Annotated in this window: 18 protein-coding genes; 8 read left to right on the top strand and 10 right to left on the bottom strand. The window is 64.9% G+C overall.

Features of this window, described 5'->3' with window-relative positions:
• Nucleotides 1-54 precede the first annotated feature (54 nt).
• The 4 genes from upp to Q1A53_RS17785 all read right to left on the bottom strand — a co-directional run bounded on the left by upp (nt 55) and on the right by Q1A53_RS17785 (nt 3,675).
• Nucleotides 55-687 carry a uracil phosphoribosyltransferase gene (gene upp, locus Q1A53_RS17800; protein WP_299969010.1) on the bottom strand — a complete coding sequence of 211 codons (633 nt, stop codon included), beginning with the start codon at nt 685-687 and terminating at the stop codon, nt 55-57.
• A gap of 86 nt (nt 688-773) precedes the next feature.
• Nucleotides 774-1,967: a phosphopentomutase gene (locus Q1A53_RS17795; RefSeq protein WP_299969008.1), complete on the bottom strand. Its 1,194-nt coding sequence runs from the start codon at nt 1,965-1,967 to the stop codon at nt 774-776.
• Nucleotides 1,967-3,277, bottom strand: a complete 1,311-nt coding sequence (locus Q1A53_RS17790) for a thymidine phosphorylase (protein WP_299969006.1) — start codon at nt 3,275-3,277, stop codon at nt 1,967-1,969. The genes Q1A53_RS17795 and Q1A53_RS17790 overlap by 1 nt, the downstream gene beginning before the upstream one ends.
• A 2-nt stretch (nt 3,278-3,279) precedes the next feature.
• Complete coding sequence (locus Q1A53_RS17785; RefSeq protein WP_299969005.1) at nt 3,280-3,675, bottom strand: cytidine deaminase; 396 nt, start codon at nt 3,673-3,675, stop codon at nt 3,280-3,282.
• Between the two features lie 92 nt (nt 3,676-3,767).
• On the opposite strand from Q1A53_RS17785, the gene Q1A53_RS17780 reads away from it, so the two are divergent.
• On the top strand, nt 3,768-3,974 hold the full coding sequence (locus tag Q1A53_RS17780; RefSeq protein ID WP_299969003.1) for a DUF3072 domain-containing protein: 207 nt from the start codon (nt 3,768-3,770) through the stop codon (nt 3,972-3,974).
• A 3-nt stretch (nt 3,975-3,977) separates the two neighbouring features.
• Here the strand turns inward: Q1A53_RS17780 and Q1A53_RS17775 are convergent, their stop codons facing one another.
• The gene (locus Q1A53_RS17775) at nt 3,978-5,075 is read right to left on the bottom strand and encodes a cupin domain-containing protein (RefSeq protein WP_299969001.1); all 1,098 of its coding nucleotides are present in this window, start codon (nt 5,073-5,075) and stop codon (nt 3,978-3,980) included.
• A 132-nt stretch (nt 5,076-5,207) separates the two neighbouring features.
• Between Q1A53_RS17775 and Q1A53_RS17770 the strand changes: the two genes are divergently transcribed.
• The 4 genes from Q1A53_RS17770 to Q1A53_RS17755 all read left to right on the top strand — a co-directional run bounded on the left by Q1A53_RS17770 (nt 5,208) and on the right by Q1A53_RS17755 (nt 11,104).
• Nucleotides 5,208-7,481, top strand: a complete 2,274-nt coding sequence (locus tag Q1A53_RS17770; RefSeq protein WP_299968999.1) for an NADP-dependent malic enzyme — start codon at nt 5,208-5,210, stop codon at nt 7,479-7,481.
• 114 nt (nt 7,482-7,595) lie between these two features.
• Nucleotides 7,596-7,868: a hypothetical protein gene (locus Q1A53_RS17765; protein WP_299968997.1), complete on the top strand. Its 273-nt coding sequence runs from the start codon at nt 7,596-7,598 to the stop codon at nt 7,866-7,868.
• A gap of 173 nt (nt 7,869-8,041) precedes the next feature.
• Nucleotides 8,042-9,934 carry a propionyl-CoA synthetase gene (locus Q1A53_RS17760; RefSeq protein ID WP_299968995.1) on the top strand — a complete coding sequence of 631 codons (1,893 nt, stop codon included), beginning with the start codon at nt 8,042-8,044 and terminating at the stop codon, nt 9,932-9,934.
• A 405-nt stretch (nt 9,935-10,339) separates the two neighbouring features.
• Nucleotides 10,340-11,104 (top strand): VPLPA-CTERM sorting domain-containing protein, encoded by a 765-nt coding sequence (locus Q1A53_RS17755; protein WP_299968993.1) that lies wholly within the window; start codon nt 10,340-10,342, stop codon nt 11,102-11,104.
• Between the two features lie 100 nt (nt 11,105-11,204).
• Here the strand turns inward: Q1A53_RS17755 and Q1A53_RS17750 are convergent, their stop codons facing one another.
• The 3 genes from Q1A53_RS17750 to Q1A53_RS17740 form a co-directional block, all read right to left on the bottom strand.
• Nucleotides 11,205-11,414: a CsbD family protein gene (locus tag Q1A53_RS17750; RefSeq protein ID WP_299968991.1), complete on the bottom strand. Its 210-nt coding sequence runs from the start codon at nt 11,412-11,414 to the stop codon at nt 11,205-11,207.
• Between the two features lie 276 nt (nt 11,415-11,690).
• Nucleotides 11,691-12,899 carry a Coenzyme F420 hydrogenase/dehydrogenase, beta subunit C-terminal domain gene (locus Q1A53_RS17745; protein ID WP_299968989.1) on the bottom strand — a complete coding sequence of 403 codons (1,209 nt, stop codon included), beginning with the start codon at nt 12,897-12,899 and terminating at the stop codon, nt 11,691-11,693.
• Nucleotides 12,896-13,657: an NAD kinase gene (locus Q1A53_RS17740; RefSeq protein WP_299968987.1), complete on the bottom strand. Its 762-nt coding sequence runs from the start codon at nt 13,655-13,657 to the stop codon at nt 12,896-12,898. The genes Q1A53_RS17745 and Q1A53_RS17740 overlap by 4 nt, the downstream gene beginning before the upstream one ends.
• Nucleotides 13,658-13,886: 229 nt before the next feature.
• On the opposite strand from Q1A53_RS17740, the gene glyA reads away from it, so the two are divergent.
• Nucleotides 13,887-15,182, top strand: a complete 1,296-nt coding sequence (gene glyA / locus Q1A53_RS17735) for a serine hydroxymethyltransferase (RefSeq protein ID WP_299968985.1) — start codon at nt 13,887-13,889, stop codon at nt 15,180-15,182.
• Between the two features lie 124 nt (nt 15,183-15,306).
• Here the strand turns inward: glyA and Q1A53_RS17730 are convergent, their stop codons facing one another.
• Nucleotides 15,307-15,660 (bottom strand): hypothetical protein, encoded by a 354-nt coding sequence (locus Q1A53_RS17730; protein WP_299968984.1) that lies wholly within the window; start codon nt 15,658-15,660, stop codon nt 15,307-15,309.
• Between the two features lie 89 nt (nt 15,661-15,749).
• Between Q1A53_RS17730 and Q1A53_RS17725 the strand changes: the two genes are divergently transcribed.
• Together Q1A53_RS17725 and carB are read left to right on the top strand one after the other, a co-directional pair.
• Nucleotides 15,750-16,505, top strand: a complete 756-nt coding sequence (locus Q1A53_RS17725) for an alpha/beta fold hydrolase (RefSeq protein ID WP_299968983.1) — start codon at nt 15,750-15,752, stop codon at nt 16,503-16,505.
• A gap of 97 nt (nt 16,506-16,602) precedes the next feature.
• Nucleotides 16,603-19,947 carry a carbamoyl-phosphate synthase large subunit gene (carB, locus tag Q1A53_RS17720; protein WP_299968982.1) on the top strand — a complete coding sequence of 1,115 codons (3,345 nt, stop codon included), beginning with the start codon at nt 16,603-16,605 and terminating at the stop codon, nt 19,945-19,947.
• A 233-nt stretch (nt 19,948-20,180) separates the two neighbouring features.
• Here carB and Q1A53_RS17715 read toward each other — a convergent pair whose 3' ends face one another.
• A complete protein-coding gene (locus Q1A53_RS17715) occupies nt 20,181-20,780 on the bottom strand; it encodes an NAD(P)H-dependent oxidoreductase (RefSeq protein ID WP_299968981.1) in 600 nt (199 codons plus the stop codon).
• Nucleotides 20,781-21,035 lie beyond the last annotated feature (255 nt).

Genomic DNA, 21,035 nt, shown 5'->3' with positions numbered 1-21,035 from the left:
AGCGGTTACCGGCGAAACCCTGCCCCAGCCCTGCCCGAAAAGCAAGCAGTGGCCCTATTTTGTGCCAAACATGCGGTCGCCCGCATCCCCCAGACCAGGCACGATATAGCCTACATCGTTGAGCTGCGTGTCCACGGCCGCGGTCACGATGGGCACGTCGGGGTGCGCCTCGCGCATCCGCGCAACACCCTTCGGCGCGGCCAGCAAGCACAGAAAGCGGATGTTGGTGGCCCCCGCTTTCTTCAGCAGATCCACCGCCGCCGCAGAGGAATTCCCCGTGGCCAGCATCGGATCCACCGCAATCACCAGCCGGTCATCCAGGCCTTCGGGCACTTTGAAATAGTATTGTACCGGCTGCAGCGTCGCCTCATCCCGGTAGAGCCCGACGAAGCCGACGCGCGCCGAGGGGATCAACTCCAGCACACCGTCGAGCAAGCCGTTGCCCGCTCTCAGGATCGAGATTAGCGCCAGTTTCTTGCCCGCCAGCGTGGGCGCCTCCATGCTCTGCATCGGGGTCTCGATCCGCTTTGTGGTCATCGGCAGACCCCGGGTGACCTCATAGGCCAAAAGCTGGCTGATCTCGCGCAACAACTGCCGAAAGACAGCTGTCGGCGTGTCGCGGTCGCGCATGATGGTCAGCTTGTGCTGGACCAACGGGTGATCGACGACGGTGAGATGATCGGACATGGCAGGCTTCCTCGTTGCAGACCCGGCAGCCGGGCGTTGGTGCCGGTGTAGCGCCGGAGACCGGGGCGCCGCAAGCGGGCGCTGTCCTAGTCCGGCACCGGCACGCCCAGATGCCGCGCCACGATGGTGGCCACATCGGAAAAACCGATATGACCCAAGGTTTCCCGACCGGGTCCGGCGATGAGCACCGGCACCCGTTCGCGGGTATGATCTGTGCCAACCCAGGTGGGATCATTGCCGTGATCCGCAGTCAGCAGCAGCATGTCATCCTCCCGCAGCTTTGGCAGCAAGGCCCCGATCTGAGTATCAAACCACTCCAGCGCGCGGGCATAACCGGAGACATCGCGCCGGTGACCATAGAGGCTGTCGAACTCGACGAAATTGGCAAAGACCAGGCTGCCGTCTTCTGCGCTGGCAACAAGATCATGCAGATGCGCCATCAACCGCTCATCGGGCCCCTTTCGGACGCGGTCGATCCCCTGCATCGAAAAGATGTCGCCGATCTTGCCCAACCCGTAGACCCGACGCCCTGCATCCTGAACCCAGTTCGTCAGAACCGGCGCGGGTGGTGCCACCGAGTAATCCCGGCGGTTGGGGGTGCGCACGAACCCCCTCTCCGGCCCGCCCTTGAACGGTCGCGCAATCACCCGTCCAACCTTTATGTCATGCAGCGCGGGTGCCAGCGTCTCGCAGAGCCACAACAGCCGGTCGAGGCCGAATGTGTCCTCATGTGCGGCAACCTGAAAGACTGAATCCGCCGAGGTATAGCAGATCGGCTTGCCGGTTCGGATATGCGCCGCCCCCAGCCGCTCGATGATCAGCGTGCCGGAGCTGTGGCAGTTGCCAAGGATCCCGTCGGTCCCCGCGAGCGACGCGACCTGCGACACCAGATCCGGCGGAAAGGCGGGATCGGTATCGGGAAAATAGTGCCAGTCCCACGGCACCGGCACGCCCGCAAGTTCCCAATGCCCGGAGGGAGTGTCCTTGCCGCGGGATACCTCGGTTGCGACACCCCAGCTGCCCTGCGGTTCCCGCCCGAGGCCCAGCGCCGGGGCACCGCTGGCCAGATGGACCGCACGGCCCAGCCCCATGGCGTCCAGCGTCGGCAGGCGCAGTGGCCCCAGCCGCCCGTCGGAGGCCAGGCCCCGACCGCAGGCCTGGGCAATATGTGCCACGGTATTGGCCCCGGTGTCGGCGACAGCGCCATTGCTGTACTGCTCGGCATCGGGCGCGCCACCGATCCCGACGGAGTCCATTACCACCAGAAATGCGCGCGCCATCAGCCCACCCTCTCGATGATCAATGCCTCACGGGCGGGTGCCTCGGGTGCCAACACAATGGCCTGCCGCACCGCGGCCGCGGCACGGTCCGCCGCATCGCCGCGCGCCGCGTGGACGACGCAGAGCGGTTGGCCCGCCTCGATCCACTGGCCCAGACGCACAACCTGCGCGAGGCCAACGCCCGGATCCACCGCATCACTCTCGACCCGGCGGCCACCGCCCAGATGCACCACGGCCATGCCGAGGGCCGTGCCATCAATGGCACCGACGTATCCCGCCGATGCGGCCTTGACCTCGCAGATCACAGGCGCCTCGGGCAGAAAGCGCTGCCAGTCCTCCACAAAGCGCACCGGTCCGCCCATGGCAGCGATCATCCTGCCGAACCGCTCCGCCGCGCGCCCGTCGCCAAGCGCCGCCGTCAGCTGGCCCGCACCTGCCTCCACATCTGACGCCAGCCCTGACCCGGCCAGCAAGCCGGCCCCCAGCGCAATCGACAGCGTCGCCAGCGGCGTCTGCACATCACCACGGGTCAGTACGGCCATCACCTCTGCCACTTCCAGCGCATTGCCGAGGCTGGGGGCCAGCGGCTCGTTCATATTGCTGATCACGGCGCGGGTCGGACAGCCGGCAGCATTCGCCGTCTCCACCAGCGCGCCTGCCAGGTCGCGGGCGCTGGCCAGATCCTTCATGAAGGCCCCGCTGCCCATCTTGACGTCGAGCACGAGACCTTCCAGCCCCGCTGCCAGCTTCTTGGACAGGATCGACGCGGTGATCAGATCGAGGCTATCGACGGTGGCGGTCACATCCCGCACCGCATAAAGCCGCTTGTCCGCCGGGGCGATGTCGGCGCTGGCGCTGACAATCGCACAGCCCGCCTGCGCGACGACATCCCGGAACCGAGGCTCGTCCAGCTGGGTCACGAGCCCGGGTATCGCATCGAGCTTGTCGAGCGTGCCACCGGTATGGCCCAACCCGCGCCCGGAGATCATGGGCACATAGGCACCGCAGGCCGCCAGCATCGGTGCCAGCAACAGCGAGACACAGTCGCCGACACCGCCGGTGGAGTGCTTGTCGAGCACGGGCCCCGGCAGGTCCCAGCACAGCACGCGCCCGCTGTCGCGCATGGCCAGTGTCAGTGCCACGCGGCAGGCATCGTCCAGCCCGCGGATGCACAGCCCCATGGACAACGCGCCCGCCTGTGCGTCGCTCAGCCCGCCGTCCGCCAGCTGTTGCGCAATCCGGTCCATATCGCCCGGCTCAAGCGCCCTACCATGGCGCAGGCGACCCAGCAGATCCTGCACGCCCGCCACCCTCAGCTGCCCATGTGAACCGTGCTGAACACACCGGGCAAGAGATCAGCGACCGTCATTACCCGCTCCACCCCCGCCGTGGTCGCCATGGTCACGCGCACATCGCCCGCGCCAAACTCCGCCAGTTTCTGGCGGCAACCGCCGCAGGGTGTCACCGGCTCGGGCGAGGCGGCGATCACATAAGCCTCCGTCAGCGCCGTCTCGCCCGCCGCCACCAGTGCGGCGATGGCCCCGGCTTCGGCGCAGGTGCCTTCTGGGTAGGCCACGTTCTCCACGTTGCAACCCACATAGACCCGACCCGACGCCCCGCGCACGGCTGCTCCCACCTTGAACCCGGAGTAAGGCGCGTAGGCATGCGCGCGCACCGCGGTCGCGGCGTCTTTCAGATCCGATGTCATGTCGCTCCTTCCCCTTACCCGGGAACCTTTAGTCAAGCCTGCCTGTTTTGCCCATAGAAATCATCGAAATCACAGCAGAGGGAGACCTTTCCATGAGCACCAAACAACCAGCTGATATCGTGGCAGGCCCGCAATCCATCGGGTTGGCGGAGACAGACAGCGGCGAGATCACGGAGCAGACCGCGGCGGAGTTGCGCGCGCTTTGCGACAAGACGGGCGAGCCCTTTGACGGCAATCTGACCGAAGCGCAGGCGCAAAAGCGGATCGCGGCGCTGCGGGAAGTTCACGAGCTCGACTGACCTTCAGGGGCCATCCGGCAATACATCCGTCCGGAAGGCGCCGGGCAGGGCCACCTCCAGCAGTTCCAGATCGGCGCTGACGTCCCGGTAGCGTGTCGCCATGCCCGGCGGCACCACAAAGGCATCGCCCGCGGTCAGGGCGTGCGGCGCCTGCTCGTCTCCCTCCAGCGTCATTTCCCCCGCCATCACGAAGGTGAACAGGATGTCGGCCCCGTGCCGCACCCAAGGTGCCGCGCCCTGCCCCGCTCGCACCACATGCACGCCCGCCACATCCCGCGTATGGGCCGCAATCGTGGTGTCGCGGCTCTGAAATCCCGGCACACGGAAGGGCTGCCACGGTGCGCCCTCGGCCCGGTGATGGACGAAACGTTGCCCCTGAAACACCCGGTCGGGACGCGCAGGGCCGTTGGGCAAGGTCATCTCATGATCAATGGTCGTCACATGCTCGGCGGGCACACCGATCTCGATCACCTCAATGTTATCAGAGGCATAGAGCACCCGGTGCCGGATCTCGGGTGGCTGGATCACGCAGTTGCCCGGGTGCAGCCGAAAGGGCTCTCCCTGATCCTCGTAGACCAGATCGACCCAGCCGCGGTAGCAAAAGATCAGCTGAAACCCGACCGTGTGGTAGTGCACCATATCCGGCACCGGACCACCATCGGGGATCCGGATGTGGCTCGCGATGATCGAGCCGCCCAGCCTGTCGGGAATGAGATCGCGGTACTGCATGCCCGCCCGCCCGATGATCCAGGGTGCCTGATCCGCCAACCGCCGCACCACAAAACTGTGCACCGTCTCGGGCATCACCAGCGGCGTGTGCAGCGGATGGATCTCGACCCGCGTGCCATTGGGTGCCACAAGATCGCGCGCGCCTTTCGCAAAAGCGTCCGGATCCTCCGTCAAGATCCGCAAGATGCCGGGCGGCACATCCGCCCCCTTCTCCACCCGGACCCGCAACCCGTGACCGGAGAACACCGCGGCCGACGGATCATCCGCGGGGTAGATCATCTCCATCCGCATGCCCAAGGTCTTCGTGAAAAACGGGATGTCGTCGCGCAGCTCCTGCGTCGGCAACAGCACCTCTGCCCTGATCTCGCTCACCCTCTTCCCCCTTCGCACTCGCCCTGACGCGACATGCCCCGACCCCCTGCAGCCCCGGTATCTCAATGAGATACTTGGCCCTTCTGCCGAAACCCGCTAACACTCAACCACATCAGGGGAGGCCACAAGACCATGAGCGATCCGAACAATCTGCGCCAGGCAGCCCTCGACTATCACGAATACCCCAAGCCCGGAAAGCTGGAGATCCGCGCCACCAAGCCACTGGCCAACGGGCGCGATCTGGCCCGTGCTTATTCGCCTGGCGTCGCCGAAGCCTGCCTGGAAATCAAGGCAGACCCCAGCACGGCCGCCCGCTACACCGCGCGCGGTAATCTGGTGGCCGTCGTCTCCAACGGCTCGGCGGTGCTGGGTCTGGGCAATATCGGCGCGCTCGCCTCCAAACCGGTGATGGAGGGCAAGGCGGTGCTCTTCAAGAAATTCGCGGGCATCGACTGTTTCGACATCGAGGTGGACGAGGCCGACCCCGAAAAGCTGGCCGATATCGTCTGCGCGCTCGGGCCCACCTTCGGGGCGATCAACCTTGAGGATATCAAGGCGCCTGATTGTTTCACGGTCGAGCGGATCTGCCGCGAGCGCATGAACATCCCCGTGTTCCACGACGACCAGCACGGCACCGCCATCGTGGTGGGAGCCGCCGTCAAGAACGCGCTGCACGTGGCGGGCAAATCCTTTGAAGACATCAAGATCGTCTCCACCGGGGGCGGCGCGGCGGGCATCGCGTGTCTGAACATGCTGCTCAAGATGGGGGTGCAGCGCGAAAACGTCTGGCTCTGTGACATCCACGGGCTGGTCCATGAAGGGCGCGAGGTGGATATGAACCCCTCCAAATCCGCCTTTGCACAAGCCTCTGATCTGCGCACCCTCGCGGATGTCATCCCGGGTGCCGATCTCTTTCTGGGGCTTTCCGGCCCCGGGGTGCTGACGCCGGAGATGGTAGGCCAGATGGTCGAGCGCCCCATCATCTTTGCGCTGGCCAACCCCACGCCGGAGATCCTGCCCGATCTGGTGCGCGAGATCGCACCCAACGCGATCATCGCCACAGGTCGTAGCGATTTTCCCAATCAGGTCAACAACGTACTGTGCTTTCCCTTTATCTTTCGCGGCGCACTGGATGTGGGGGCCACCACCATCAACGACGAGATGGAGCTGGCCTGTATCGACGGCATTGCAGAGCTGGCACGTGCCACGACCTCCGCCGAGGCCGCCGCCGCCTACCAGGGTGAGCAGCTGACCTTCGGGGCGGACTACCTGATCCCCAAACCCTTCGATCCGCGGCTGGTGGGCGTAGTCTCGTCTTCGGTCGCGCGGGCGGCGATGGAGACGGGTGTGGCCACCCGCCCCATCGAAGATCTGGAGGCCTACCGCCAGAAACTCGACGGTTCCGTCTTCAAATCCGCGCTGCTGATGCGGCCCGTGTTTCAGGCCGCGCGTCTGGCCCCGCGCCGCATCGTCTTTGCCGAAGGCGAGGACGAAAGGGTGCTGCGGTGCGCACAGGCAATGCTGGAGGAGACCACCGAACGCCCGATCCTCATCGGCAGGCCCGAGGTGATCGAGAGCCGCATCGCGCGCGCCGGTCTGACCCTACGGCTGGAAAAGGACGTGGATCTGGTCAACCCCGAGAACGACCCGCGCTACCGCGACTATTGGGAGACCTATCACGAGCTGATGGCCCGGCGCGGGGCCAGCCCCGACATCGCGCGCGCCATCATGCGCACCAATACCACGGCCATCGGTGCGGTGATGGTCCACCGGGGCGAGGCCGACAGCCTGATCTGCGGCACCTTCGGCGAATTTCGCTGGCATCTGAACTACGTGGATCAGATCCTCGGTCGGGGCGCGCTGCACCCGGTCGGCGCGCTGTCCATGATGATCCTGGAGGATGGGCCTCTCTTCGTGACGGACACACAGGTCAACCTGCACCCGAACCCCGATCAGATCGCAGAGATCGCCTGCGGTGCCGCCCGGCACGTGCGCCGCTTCGGGATCGAGCCGCGCATCGCGTTCTGTTCCCAGTCGCAGTTCGGCAATCAGGGCGACGGCACCGGCGGGCGGCTGCGGGCCGCCATCCGGCTGCTGGACGAGCGCGATTACGATTTCTGCTACGAGGGCGAGATGAACATCGACACGGCGCTGGATCCGGAACTGCGCGCGCGCATCCTGCCCGGCAACCGGATGGAAGGGGCCGCCAATGTGCTGGTCTTTGCCCACGCCGATGCGGCCTCCGGCGTGCGGAACATCCTGAAGATGAAAGGCGGCGGGCTGGAGGTCGGGCCCATTCTGATGGGCATGGGCAACCGGGCGCATATCGTCTCGCCCTCCATCACCGCGCGGGGCTTGCTGAACATGTCCGCCATCGCGGGCACGCCGGTCGATCACTACGGCTGACACCTTTGTGTGGCAGCATCCGCACGCATTGATCTCTGCCGTTGGCGCCCCATTTTCACCCAGACGGGAGGCATGTCGTCCCCGCCATTCTCTTGCAGGTAAAGGACATTGGTGATGACACGTAGTTCAATCAGATTTTTCGCCCTGGCAGCGGTCCTGAGCCTGAGCGCCTGCGCCGAGGTTATCTCCGAACGCACCAGCACCATCCAGCACGAACGCGATACGCTGACCGTACGCACTCAGACCCTGCAGGTGGGCGAGCGGGTCTATGATGTGTCGCGCGTCGAATGGCGTAACAGATCGCAACGCTGTCTGGTCGACAGCCCGGGGAGCTGCCAGGCCGCTGCCTCTGAACTGAAAAACGACGCCCGCCTCGGTGGCCGCTAGGCTGCCCTGAACCATCCCACACAGAGCACGACACACCGCGCGTTTCGCTACGGCCCGCCGCTGGCCCCCCGGGACTGGCTGGTGGACAGCCGCACCTTGACGCGCGGCCCTCTTGCCCTCCGCCACCGCTTGCGCGTAACCATAGCCCAGCAGTGCGACGGGGGAGCAGGCGTATGACATACCGGGAAGTCTATCAGGCCAGCATGGCAGATCCGGAAGGCTTCTGGATGCAGGCGTCAGAGACCATCGACTGGACCCAGAAACCCAGCCGGGCACTCTTTGACAGAGGCGAGCACCTCTACGAGTGGTTCGCGGATGGGCTGACCAATGGCTGCTACAACGCCGTGGACCGTCATGTGGCGACCGGACGCGGCGACCAGCCGGCCATCATCCACGACAGCCCGGTCACCGGCACCAAATCCACCCTCACCTACGCCGAACTTCAGACCCGTGTGGCAAACCTCGCCGGGGCTCTGGTCGCCCGCGGCGTCACCAAGGGCGACCGGGTGATCATCGACATGCCCATGGTCCCCGAAGCGCTGGAAGCGATGCTGGCCTGCGCGCGCATCGGTGCCGTGCACTCCGTGGTGTTCGGCGGCTTTGCGGCACAAGAGCTCGCCGTGCGCATCGATGACTGCCAGCCCAAGGCGATCCTCGCCGCCTCCTGCGGGCTGGAACCCGGGCGCATCGTTGAATACAAGCCGCTTTTGGACGGCGCAATCGAGTTTGCAAACCACACACCTGAGGTTTGCATCATCCTGCAAAGAGAGCAGTCGCCCGCCGATCTGACCCCGGGACGGGACCTCGACTGGCACGAGGCTCAGCAGGGCGTGACCCCCGCCGATTGCGTGCCGGTCGAGGGCAATCACCCTGCCTACATCCTCTATACCTCCGGCACCACCGGCGCGCCCAAAGGGGTCGTGCGCCCGACCGCGGGCCATCTTGTGGCGCTCCACTGGACCATGAAAAACATCTACCAATGCGATCCCGGTGACGTGTTCTGGGCCGCCTCGGATGTGGGCTGGGTCGTGGGCCACAGCTACATCTGCTATGCGCCACTGATCCACGGCAACACCACGGTCGTGTTCGAAGGCAAACCAGTGGGCACCCCCGACGCAGGCACCTTCTGGCGAGTGATCGAAGAGCACAACGTGCGCAGCTTCTTTACCGCGCCCACCGCCATCCGCGCCGTCAAGCGAGAGGATCCCAAAGGGCTGGAGCGTCAGAGATACGATCTGTCGTGCCTGCGCGCGCTCTATCTGGCGGGGGAGCGTGCGGACCCCGACACCATCGAATGGGCGCAGGATCTGCTCGGCGTGCCGGTCTATGATCACTGGTGGCAGACCGAAACCGGCTATACCATCGCGGGTAACCCCGCCGGGCTGGAGGCGCTGCCAGTCAAGATCGGCTCGCCCACCGTGGCCATGCCCGGCTATGACGTGCAGATCCTGGATGAGGCGGGTCACCGGCAGGCGCCCGGCACCCTGGGAGCCATTACCATCAAACTGCCGCTGCCGCCCGGCACGCTGCCCACCCTCTGGAACGCCACCGACAGGTTCCGCAACAGCTATCTCAGCACCTTTCCCGGGTATTACGAGACAGGCGACGCGGGCATGATCGACGACGACGGCTATCTCTATATCATGGCCCGCACCGATGATGTGATCAATGTCGCAGGCCACCGCCTCTCCACCGGCGCCATGGAAGAAGTGCTCGCCGGGCACCCGGATGTGGCGGAATGCGCGGTGGTGGGCGTCGCGGATCCGCTCAAAGGGCAGGTGCCGCTGGGTCTTTTGTGCCTGACCACCGGCGTCAACCGGCCCCACGGTGAGATCACGGCGGAGTGCGTCAAACGGGTGCGCGACCAGATCGGGCCCGTCGCGGCCTTCAAACTGGCGCTGGTGGTGGACCGACTGCCCAAGACCCGCTCGGGCAAGATCCTGCGGAGCACGGTGGTCAAGATCGCCGATGGCGCTGATTTCAAGATGCCCGCCACCATCGACGATCCCGCGATCCTGGATGAAATTCGCACCGCGCTGCAAACCATCGGCTACGCCAAGGGGTAAGATCGCGCCCTGCGCGCAGCGGCACATCGGTGATCAACGCCGCACCAGCGACGGCTGGTCTGGCGTCCTGCAGAGCGCCGAAAGAGGCAATTGCACCTTGATCCGGCGCAATGCCAGACCTCTCACCCGGCGGGTGAACCACTGGCAGGACAGCCCATGGAAAGAGACATGAGCCGCGCTCAAGCCCGATCCAGCCGGTATGGCATCAAATCCGACAGCCCCGGGGGCATCGCGACCGTGCCGCGCGCCAAACGGGAGCCTGACAGAACACGGGACCACCCTGGCGCGCGGCGGGGTCTCAAATCAGGCCCGAAACGTTGCAAGCCCCCATGACACCCGTTAGAAGAACATTACAAGACCGGCGGAAAGCCGCGCATTTTTCAAGGGAAACGAAAAAGGGATATCATGCGATACTTAACAGTTTTAGCCGCGGGCGCCTGCCTCGCCGGCACAACGGCTCTGGCAGCACCGATCAACGCCACCGGCAATGTCAATCCTGACGTGATCTTTGGCAGCGGCAACGCCAACGGCAGCTTTACCGGCGTCTCGGTGAACAACATCGAGCTCGCGCTGCGTGGCAAGGTCCGCTACAATCTGGCCGGTTTGCCGGAGAACACGTTCAACTACGACGGCGCCAGCACCTACACGTTCGATCCAGCGCAAAGCAATGCGCCAGCGAACCGCTCTGCTTTCAACTTCGAATGGTCGGTCAATTCGGACGTTTCCGGCAACGGCGGGACCAATCTGATCGCCTATACCTACCAGCTGGCGATCGACTATGATCCGACAGCGGCGACCAGCTTTACCACCTTTGATCCGATCAACCAGCCTGCTGCTGACCATGCCATCGGTACCAACAGCACCGGCAACGGCGGTGGCACCAGCAATCCGCTCGGCTACAGCAGTCTGATCGCCAACAACAACGTGGCGCAGAACTCGTGGAACCTTGGCTTCTTCAATCCTGTCGGCTTTGATCCGCAGACCCAGGGCCAATATACCATCCGCCTCAGCGCGTTCGGATCGAACGGCGCCACCCTGGGCAGCACGTCTATCGACATCATCTACGGTGACGTGCCCAGCCCCGTGCCGCTGCCTGCGTCCTTGCCGTTGATGCTGGCTGGCCTTGCCGGTGTCGGCTTTGTCACGCGGCGCAAGCGGCGCGCTGCCTGAGCGTATCAGGGGATGCGTGGCAACGCGCACCCCCTCGCCCCACGAAAAAAGGCGACCCCCGCTGGGGATCGCCCTTTCTCAATCAGCTACCACGAGGTAATTACGCAGCTGATTTATTCTCTGCGATAAAGGCGTCGATCTGCCGCTCCGCTTCATCCTTGGCTACACCATAGCGTTCCTGGATAAGCCCGGCGAGACGCTCGCGGTCGCCCTCGACCTGATCCACCTCATCGTCGGTCAGCTCGCCCCATTTGGACTTCACCGACCCTGTCATCTGTTTCCAGTTGCCTTTGATAATGTCCCAGTTCATTGGTCTCTCCTTTGATAGTTGATCTCGTTGAACCAGACACATGCGTATCATATGCCCTTGCACCATTAACCACGCAGCGGCGAATGAGTTCCCCGCAGATCCGAATAAAATGATGGCGCATGCCATCTGCTTTGCGGGAAGGTCGGGTGCGGTGCCACTCGGCGCGACGGCCCGATGCCACGGGATAGAATAGCACCTGCCTCAAAGACGATGGCCGCGCGTGCTTTTGGCGGTATCCGTCAAGCGCCGCGCGCCGGGGACAGCCGCTGGCTCGGCTCATTCACCCGGGGGCGAGGTCTCGCCCGGCTTCGGTGTCAGCCCGTACTGGGCTGCCAGCGCCCAGACATGGGCGGGGATCATGTTCTTCATCCGCGCCGGGGCCGCGCGGCGCAGGTGCAGCACCGTTTCGGCAGCTTTCATCTCCACCCGCGCGCGTGCGAATTCGAGCCCCCGCGGCCCGACCCGGGGCTGCAGCCAGCTGACAATCGGGCGCAACCACTCCGGCATCCGGCGCAGTGGCAGCCCACCGGCGGCCGCCGCCGTGTTGGCCACAAAGCCCTTCACCGCAGCAGCGCGCCGCCCGGCGGAGCCCGGCGCCTCCAGCCGCACCCGATCTCCCAGTCCCGCCAGCATCTCCGCCCCCCGCGCGTTGCGCACCAGAACCCATTGATCGCCCTGCCCGCCCATGTAGCCCACCGTGATGTCCGCGAGCCGATTGGTGTAATCCACGCAGGTACGGCAGGTCAGTGGAAAGAAGTCCTGCGGCAAATCCGAAATCGGCAGTTTGAGAAACGGGATCAACCGCTGCCGCCCGTCCGCATAACGCAGCTCCACCCGGTAGTCGGCGCGAAACTCCAGATAGGTGATGCTGCCGGGGTCCTCGTCCAGCAGCGCCAGAAACTGGTGAAAGTTCTCCGTCGTCGTGTTGTCCGAACAGGGCGTGCCGATCACGTAGAGCCTGTCGAGCCCAAGTTCCGCCTCCAGCGCGCGCAGGGCGTAGATCTGGCAGGGAATGCCGATGACGGCCAGCCGTGTCATGCCCTGTGCGGTTGCTTCCTCCAGCAGCGCCAGCAGGGGCGCGTAGCCCATGCGCATGCCGCGCGCCTGCGCCAGATCCGCCGCATCGGTGATCAGTGCAGGGCGCGGGCGCCAGCGATCCTCCGGGTCCGGCACCACGGTCAGCACCGCCTCCACCTGTCCTTTGTCGAGCAGATCGGCGGCCAGGGCGGTGGTCAGCCCGGTCCACTGCGCGCCCGGCGCGGCGGGCACCAGCTCAGCGCGGTACATGGCGCGGTAGGGTCCGAAGAACCGCGTATCCTCATCTGGGGGCACCTCCCCATGTGCCGCGCGCTCCAGTCGCGGATAATCAGGCGCAATGAACTGGCACGCCCGACCGCAGGCCTTGGCATCGCGCATGCGCGACACGCCGCAATCCGTGCACAGGCCGCGCGGCGCGGCGGGACCCGGCTCCGGCGTCAGGATCATGTGAACTGCTCGCTGATCAGCCGCTCCTCCAGCCCGTGCCCCGGATCAAAGAGGATACGGTGCACCACCGACGGATCCGACCTTATTTCAACCTTCACCGCCCCCATGACGGAGTTGGCATCCGCCTCGGCCATGACGGGCCGCTTGCCGGGCTCCAGCACCTCGATCTCGACAACAGCCTGCTTCGGCAGCAGTGCCCCGCGCCAGCGCCGCGGGCGAAACGCGCTCATGGCGGTCAGCGCCAGCACGTCCGAGCCAATGGGAATGATCGGCCCGTGTGCCGAATAATTGTAGGCAGTGGACCCAGCGGGGGTGCAGACCAGCGCACCGTCGCACACGAGCTCGGACATGCGCAGCCGCTTGTCCACCGTGATCTTGAGCTTCGCCGCCTGGGGCCCGGCCCGCAGCAGGGATACCTCGTTGATCGCCGAGGCCTCCGTGATGCTGCCATCGGCACGGGTGGCGAGCATCCGCAGCGGGTTCAGCACCGCCTCCTCCGCCGCGGCCAGCCGCGTGGGCAGATCACTCTCGGCATAGGTGTTCATCAAGAACCCGATCGTGCCGCGGTTCATCCCGTAAACCGGGATCCCGAGGCTCTGGACCTTGTGCAGCGTCTCCAGCATGAACCCGTCCCCGCCCAGGGACACGATCACATCCGCCTCCTCCGGCGCCGCGTTGCCATACCGGGTGATCAAGGCCGCGCGAGCGGTCTGTGCCACCTCCGCACGGCTGGCGGTAAAGGCGATCTTCTGGGCCATAGGCTTTCCGTTCCGCGACGTCCTGCCCGAACCCAATCATATATCCCTACCGGTGACCAGCGCTGCGCCGAAATGCCCGCGGCGGGCCCGATTGCGCAGCGGCTGCGGAGACAGTATGAGAGGACATCGACACCCCGCGCCAAGGGCGTTCGAACGCCCTTGGCCCCGCCCGACCGTCTCCGCGCGGAGATCACCCTCACCCCTTAGCCCTTCACGAGGACCACCGCCCATGAACGCCCCACACAGCGCCCCCGGCTTTTTCACCGACGCTCTTGCCGAGAGCGACCCCGACATCTTTGCCGCCATCGGCAACGAATTGGGCCGCCAGCGCGACGAGATCGAGCTCATCGCCTCCGAGAACATCGTGAGCCGCGCGGTCATGGAGGCGCAGGGCTCCATCATGACCAACAAATATGCCGAAGGCTATTCGGGGCGGCGCTACTACGGCGGATGTCAATTCGTGGACGTCGCCGAGGATCTGGCCATTGAGCGGGCCTGCAAGCTCTTTGACTGCGGTTTCGCAAATGTGCAGCCCAACTCCGGCAGCCAGGCCAACCAGGGGGTGTTTCAGGCGCTGCTGCAGCCCGGGGACACGATCCTTGGCATGAGCCTCGATGCAGGCGGGCACCTCACCCACGGCGCGCGCCCCAACCAGTCCGGCAAGTGGTTCAACGCGGTGCAATATGGCGTACGGCGCGAGGACAACCTGCTTGACTACGAGGAAGTGGCGCGGCTGGCCGCGGAGCACACACCCAAGATGATCATCGCCGGTGGTTCCGCCGTCCCGCGTCAGATCGACTTTGCCCGCATGCGCGAGATCGCCGACAGCGTGGGCGCCTATCTGCACGTGGACATGGCGCATTTTGCGGGGCTGGTGGCCGCGGGCGAGCACCCTTCGCCCTTTCCGCACGCCCATGTGGCCACCACCACGACCCACAAGACCCTGCGCGGCCCCCGCGGCGGCATGATCCTGACAAATGACGAAGCGCTGGCGAAAAAGTTCAACTCCGCCATTTTCCCCGGCATCCAGGGCGGCCCGCTGATGCATGTGATCGCCGCCAAGGCGGTGGCTTTTGGCGAAGCCCTGCGCCCCGATTTCAAAGCCTACATTCAGCAGGTCATCGCCAATGCGCAAGCGCTGAGCGATCAGTTGATCAAGGGCGGGCTGGATACGGTCACCCATGGTACCGACACCCACGTCCTGCTGGTGGATCTGCGCCCCAAGGGCGTCAAGGGCAACGCAACCGAAAAGGCTCTGGGCCGCGCGCATATCACCTGCAACAAGAACGGCGTGCCCTTTGATCCCGAAAAGCCCATGGTGACCTCCGGCATCCGTCTGGGCTCTCCTGCGGGCACCACCCGCGGCTTTGCGGAACCCGAATTCCGCCAGATCGCCGACTGGATCATCGAGGTCGTGGACGGTCTGGCCGGTCACGGCGAAGACGGTAACGACGCGGTGGAACAAAAGGTCAAAGCCGAGGTCGCAGCGCTTTGCGCGCGGTTCCCGATCTACCCGACGCTCTGACGCAGCGGATGAGTGGCCGGCCGGGCCGCTTTGAGATCAGCGGCGGGACGCGTGGATGCGTCGCGCCATTGAGTTTATTTGGCAAGATGAAAGAGCAGTGCTGCAAGCGGTCCAGAGGGGTATTTCAGATTGCACCGTAGGTGCGGAGCGCTATGAGAAACCCGACGAACACCACGATGATCTGCACCGCTATGCCGGCGAGAATTGATAAAAACCGATCCTGGCGCTGTTTCTTGCGATCTATTGCCGTCAGGTGGGTCAGCACCGTCGTGGTGGCCTGCGCCAGGCGCGTGGCGCTCAGCTGACGCTGCACGCGCGGGTTACCCGAGAGAGCTTCGGCCTGCACCAGAAGGTTGGCCTGCGCCCGCACGTGGCGCGGCAAGAGGCGGCCTGCGCGGCGCATTTGCTGGGCCAGTGTCTTGCCGCCAACCCCGAGATGGGTGTGGATTGCGTCGCTGACGGTTTCGATCTGTTGCATGATTTGCGCCCCCGCCACTACTAGACCGAAGTCCGCCAGACCTTGCAATAGCGCTGGTGCGCTCGGGCGCAATCCGGTAGCTCTCTTGCATGCTCGCCCACTCGGAATTCGGCGCACCGGACGCGCCGCCTGTGCTGATCGTTCACGGCCTCTACGGGTCCGGACGCAACTGGGGCGTGATCGCAAAACGGCTCAGCGACAGGTTCCGGGCGATCACCGTCGATCTGCGCAACCACGGGCTCAGCGACTGGCAGGACACCCACAGCTACCACGATCTGGCGGGCGATCTGGCCGAAGTGATCGAGGCCATCGGCGCACCGGCGCATGTGGTTGGCCACTCGATGGGCGGCAAAGCGGCCATGGTGCTCGCCGCCACCCGTCCCGCACTGATCGACCGCCTGCTCGTCGCTGACATCGCGCCCGTCACCTACAGCCACAGCCAGATGGAATTCATCACTGCCATGCGCGCCGTTGACCTGACCCGCGTTACGCGCCGGGCAGATGCGGATGCACTGCTGGCAGAGCAGGGCGTCGAGGCCGCACTTCGCAGCTTTTTCACCCAATCGCTCGACGTGGCCAAGCAGCGCTGGCGGCTGAACCTCGATGTGCTGGCTGCCGAGATGGACAAGATCCTCGGCTTCCCGGACATCGACGGCACGTTTGACGGACCGACGCTCTTTCTCTCCGGGGGCGCTTCCGACTATGTCTCGGGTGACCACCGCCCGGCGATCAAGGCGCTCTTTCCCAACGCCCGTTTCGCAAAACTGCCGGGCGCAGGTCACTGGCTGCACGCGGAAAAGCCGCGGGACTTCGAAGCGACCGTGCGCAGCTTTCTGACAGCCTGAGGCCCGGGTCCATTCGGCCCTTGCGCCCCGGCAGCGCTTGCCTATAACGCAGGACAATTTGGGCAGTCTTTCTGCCCGTGTGCCCGGGGGTCGCCACATGCCAAAGAGAACCGATATCAAATCGATCATGATCATCGGCGCGGGCCCCATCGTGATCGGGCAGGCCTGTGAATTCGACTACTCGGGGGCGCAGGCCTGCAAGGCGCTGAAGGAGGAAGGCTACCGCGTCATCCTCGTGAACTCCAACCCCGCCACGATCATGACGGACCCCGGCCTCGCCGATGCCACCTATATCGAGCCCATCACGCCCGAGATGGTCGCCAAGATCATCGAGAAGGAACGCCCCGACGCGCTGTTGCCCACCATGGGTGGTCAGACCGGGCTGAACACCTCTCTCGCGCTCGAAGAGATGGGCGTGCTGGACAGATACAATGTCGAGATGATTGGCGCCAAACGCGCCGCCATCGAGATGGCCGAGGACCGCAAGCTCTTTCGGGAGGCGATGGACCGGCTGGGGATCGAGAATCCCCGCGCCACCATCGTGACCGCCCCCATGGATGGCAATGGAAAGAAAGACTTGGCCGCCGGTGTTCAAGTGGCACTTGAAGCGCTGGAAGATGTCGGACTGCCTGCCATCATTCGCCCTGCTTTCACCATGGGCGGCACCGGCGGCGGCGTTGCCTACAATCGCGACGACTATGAGGCGATCTGCCGGTCCGGTATGGATGCCTCCCCTGTCGGGCAAATCCTCGTCGACGAAAGCCTGCTCGGCTGGAAGGAATTCGAGATGGAGGTGGTGCGCGATACGGCCGATAACGCGATCATCGTCTGCTCCATCGAGAACGTGGATCCCATGGGCGTGCATACGGGCGACAGCATCACCGTCGCCCCCGCCCTGACGCTGACGGACAAGGAATACCAGATCATGCGCAACCACTCGATCGCGGTGCTGCGCGAGATCGGGGTGGAAACGGGCGGCTCCAACGTGCAATGGGCGGTGAACCCCGCCGATGGCCGCATGGTGGTGATCGAGATGAACCCGCGCGTCAGCCGCTCCTCGGCGCTGGCCTCCAAGGCCACGGGTTTTCCCATCGCCAAGATCGCCGCCAAGCTCGCGGTCGGCTTCACGCTCGATGAGCTCGACAACGACATCACCAAGGTCACGCCCGCGAGCTTTGAGCCCAGCATCGACTATGTGGTCACCAAAATCCCGAAATTCGCCTTTGAGAAATTCCCCGGTAGCACGCCGGATCTGACCACCGCGATGAAATCCGTGGGCGAGGCCATGGCCATCGGGCGCACGATCCACGAATCGCTGCAAAAGGCGCTGGCGTCCATGGAACAGGGCCTCAGCGGCTTTGACGAGATCCACATCCCCGGCGCCGCCGACCCCACTTCCGGCAAGGCGGCGATCATCAAATCGCTCAGCCAGCAGACCCCCGACCGGCTTCGCGTCATTGCACAGGCCATGCGCGAAGGGCTGGAGGACGACGAGATCCAGGCCGTGACCAAGTTCGATCCGTGGTTTCTCTCCCGCATCCGCGAGATCATCGAGGCCGAGCAGGAGGTGGAGGCCAGCGGCCTGCCCGAGGATGCCGCCAGCTTGCGGCAGCTCAAGATGATGGGGTTCACGGACGCGCGCCTGGCACATCTTGCGGGCCAGTCGGAAGCCGACGTGCGCCGCACCCGCCGTGCCGCAGGCGTCACAGCCGTCTTCAAACGGATCGACACCTGTGCGGCGGAGTTCGAGGCACAGACGCCCTACATGTACTCCACCTACGAAAGCCCGGTCTTCGACGAAGCCGAATGCGAGGCCCGCCCCACGGATCGCAAGAAAGTCGTCATCCTGGGCGGTGGGCCCAACCGCATCGGCCAGGGGATCGAGTTCGACTACTGCTGCTGCCACGCCTGCTACGCGCTGACCGACGCAGGGTTCGAGACCATCATGGTCAACTGCAACCCCGAGACGGTCTCCACCGATTATGACACCTCCGACCGGCTCTATTTTGAGCCGCTCACCTTTGAGCATGTGATGGAAATCCTGCGGGTCGAACAGGACAACGGCACGCTCCACGGTGTTATCGTTCAGTTTGGCGGTCAGACCCCGCTCAAGATCGCGCAGGCGCTCCACGCCGAAGGCATTCCCATTCTCGGCACCACCCCGGATGCCATCGACCTGGCCGAGGACCGCGAGCGGTTTCAGCAGCTGGTGCAGTCGCTTGGCCTCAAGCAACCGAAGAACGGGATCGCCCACTCTGATGCCGAAGCCCTTGAGATCGCTGAGGATATCGGCTTTCCGCTGGTGATCCGCCCGTCCTACGTGCTGGGGGGGCGTGCCATGGAAATCGTGCGCGATCAGGCCTCGCTCGAACGCTACATCACCTCCGCCGTGGTTGTCTCCGGGGACAGCCCGGTGCTGCTCGACAGCTATCTTTCCGGCGCGGTGGAGCTGGATGTCGATGCGCTCAGCGACGGGACGGACGTGCATGTGGCGGGCATCATGCAGCACATCGAGGAAGCAGGCGTGCATTCCGGTGACAGCGCCTGTTCGCTGCCGCCTTATTCGCTCAGCCGCGAGATCATCGCCGACGTGGAGGAACAGACCCGCGCGCTTGCCCGTGCCCTCAACGTGGTCGGCCTGATGAATATCCAATTTGCGATCAAAGAGGGTGAGATATACCTCATTGAGGTCAATCCGCGCGCGTCCCGCACCGTGCCCTTCGTCGCCAAGGCCACCGACAGCGCCATCGCCTCCATCGCCGCGCGGATCATGGCGGGGGCCAAGCTGGCGGAGTTCCCGCAGCGCCCGCCCTATGACGCCGGTGCCGCCTACGATGACGTCTTGCCATTGGGCGATCCGATGACGCTGGCCGACCCCCATATGCCGTGGTTTTCGGTCAAGGAAGCGGTGCTGCCCTTTGCCCGGTTCCCCGGGGTCGACACCTTGCTGGGGCCGGAAATGCGCTCTACCGGAGAGGTCATGGGCTGGGACCGCGATTTCCCCCGGGCCTTTCTCAAGGCGCAGATGGGCGCGGGGACGATGCTGCCCAGCTCCGGCTGCGCGTTCCTGTCGATCAAGGATATGGACAAGACGGACGATATGCTCAGTGCCGCTAAAATCTTGCTGGATCAGGGCTTTAGCATCATAGCCACCCGCGGGACCGCCAGTTGGCTGACCGACCACGGGCTGGCGGCAGAGACTGTCAACAAGGTCTACGAGGGTCGCCCTGATATCACCGATCTGATGAAGGACGGCGCGGTCCATCTGGTGATGAACACCACCGAAGGCGCGCAGGCGGTGGAGGACAGCAAATCCATTCGGGCCATCGCGCTCTACGACCGGATCCCCTATTTCACGACGGCCGCGGGCAGCCACGCCGCCGCTCTGGCGATCCGGGCTCAGGCCGACGGTGATGTAGGCGTCAAAGCATTGCAGGGTTAAGCGCAAGGCGCCTGCGCGCGGGACTTGTCAGCGGGGTCCCGCAAAACGGGTCTCCTTGACCTCGCATTTCCGGGCCCCAGAGCGCCGATCGGGCATGTGCTCAACCAGCTCTCCATCGCACATCTGCATGCAACTCTTGAGGAGTCAGCCATACAAAGCTGGTCTTGCCTAATATTTTCAACTTCACCGGGTAGCGAGTGCCAATCCGTCAGGACGGGGGGTCGACCCAGACACTATCCGCTGGGCCCGACCGGCGGCTGCAGTGCCGCACCGCAGTCATAGGCACGGCCGAGCAATGCCTCACGGCGCGACGCGGACCCTTTGGATCCGTTGAGCACCTCGATCCGCCGGTCGGCAAAACCGAAATACCCAAAGGTGCCATTTATCCACAGGGTTTCCAGCGCGTCCCGGTATCCAAGTGTCGCCATCTCATCGGAGCGCGCGCCCGCCGGCACCAGCAGCATCCCGGTGCGCGGGCGCTGGAGCGACTGTTCCGGATCTTCCAGTTGATCGTACGCCCATCCCCACGACCAGATCCGGTCCATCCAGCCTTTCATGGTCGCCGGCATGCCCCACCAGAACAATGGAAAGACAAAGGCGATGGCGTCGGCACGGTCAATCCGGATCTGTTCCGTCCGCACATCCGCCGGAGGCGTCCCGGTCCGGTCGGCCTCGATATCGGCCATGGACCAGCGCGGGTCGAACCCTTCGGCATTCAGATCGGCAAGCTCGGTCGTGTGCCCCGCGGCCGCGGCGCCCGCCATCACACGAGCGGCGACCGCCGCACTGAAAGACGCGGGGTCGGGATGATCAAGAACTGTCAAAAGATGCATTTCTGGCCTTTCGCGCAGGTTCTACAGAGCGCTCAGGGCATCCTGTCGGGCGAGACATCTGGTGACAAGACGATACCGTCCCGACGCGCGCGTTGACCCATTTCCGTCCCGGGTGTCAATGGCTTGGAGCCTCACGCCCGTCCTGCATCAACCCGCGGCTTGCTTCGGGGCCTATCGCACCCAGCCAGCGGTCACCAGCACGATGCCTCGCCCTATCTCCGCTCAGCAAAACGAAGGTCACAAAGCTGAAGTGCC

This window comes from uncultured Roseobacter sp. (assembly GCF_947496515.1).
Classification (GTDB): Bacteria; Pseudomonadota; Alphaproteobacteria; order Rhodobacterales; family Rhodobacteraceae; genus Roseobacter.
This window is presented reverse-complemented; position numbering and strand designations above follow the sequence as displayed.

Excerpts from the sequence above, each read along its gene's own strand:
- upp (WP_299969010.1), bottom strand. The coding sequence starts at position 687 with ATGTCCGATCATCTCACCGTCGTCGATCACCCGTTGGTCCAGCACAAG.
- Q1A53_RS17795 (WP_299969008.1), bottom strand. The coding sequence starts at position 1,967 with ATGGCGCGCGCATTTCTGGTGGTAATGGACTCCGTCGGGATCGGTGGC.
- Q1A53_RS17785 (WP_299969005.1), bottom strand. The coding sequence starts at position 3,675 with ATGACATCGGATCTGAAAGACGCCGCGACCGCGGTGCGCGCGCATGCC.
- Q1A53_RS17780 (WP_299969003.1), top strand. The coding sequence starts at position 3,768 with ATGAGCACCAAACAACCAGCTGATATCGTGGCAGGCCCGCAATCCATC.
- Q1A53_RS17770 (WP_299968999.1), top strand. The coding sequence starts at position 5,208 with ATGAGCGATCCGAACAATCTGCGCCAGGCAGCCCTCGACTATCACGAA.
- Q1A53_RS17765 (WP_299968997.1), top strand. The coding sequence starts at position 7,596 with ATGACACGTAGTTCAATCAGATTTTTCGCCCTGGCAGCGGTCCTGAGC.
- Q1A53_RS17760 (WP_299968995.1), top strand. The coding sequence starts at position 8,042 with ATGACATACCGGGAAGTCTATCAGGCCAGCATGGCAGATCCGGAAGGC.
- Q1A53_RS17755 (WP_299968993.1), top strand. The coding sequence starts at position 10,340 with ATGCGATACTTAACAGTTTTAGCCGCGGGCGCCTGCCTCGCCGGCACA.
- Q1A53_RS17750 (WP_299968991.1), bottom strand. The coding sequence starts at position 11,414 with ATGAACTGGGACATTATCAAAGGCAACTGGAAACAGATGACAGGGTCG.
- Q1A53_RS17745 (WP_299968989.1), bottom strand. The coding sequence starts at position 12,899 with ATGATCCTGACGCCGGAGCCGGGTCCCGCCGCGCCGCGCGGCCTGTGC.
- Q1A53_RS17740 (WP_299968987.1), bottom strand. The coding sequence starts at position 13,657 with ATGGCCCAGAAGATCGCCTTTACCGCCAGCCGTGCGGAGGTGGCACAG.
- glyA (WP_299968985.1), top strand. The coding sequence starts at position 13,887 with ATGAACGCCCCACACAGCGCCCCCGGCTTTTTCACCGACGCTCTTGCC.
- Q1A53_RS17730 (WP_299968984.1), bottom strand. The coding sequence starts at position 15,660 with ATGCAACAGATCGAAACCGTCAGCGACGCAATCCACACCCATCTCGGG.
- Q1A53_RS17725 (WP_299968983.1), top strand. The coding sequence starts at position 15,750 with ATGCTCGCCCACTCGGAATTCGGCGCACCGGACGCGCCGCCTGTGCTG.
- carB (WP_299968982.1), top strand. The coding sequence starts at position 16,603 with ATGCCAAAGAGAACCGATATCAAATCGATCATGATCATCGGCGCGGGC.
- Q1A53_RS17715 (WP_299968981.1), bottom strand. The coding sequence starts at position 20,780 with ATGCATCTTTTGACAGTTCTTGATCATCCCGACCCCGCGTCTTTCAGT.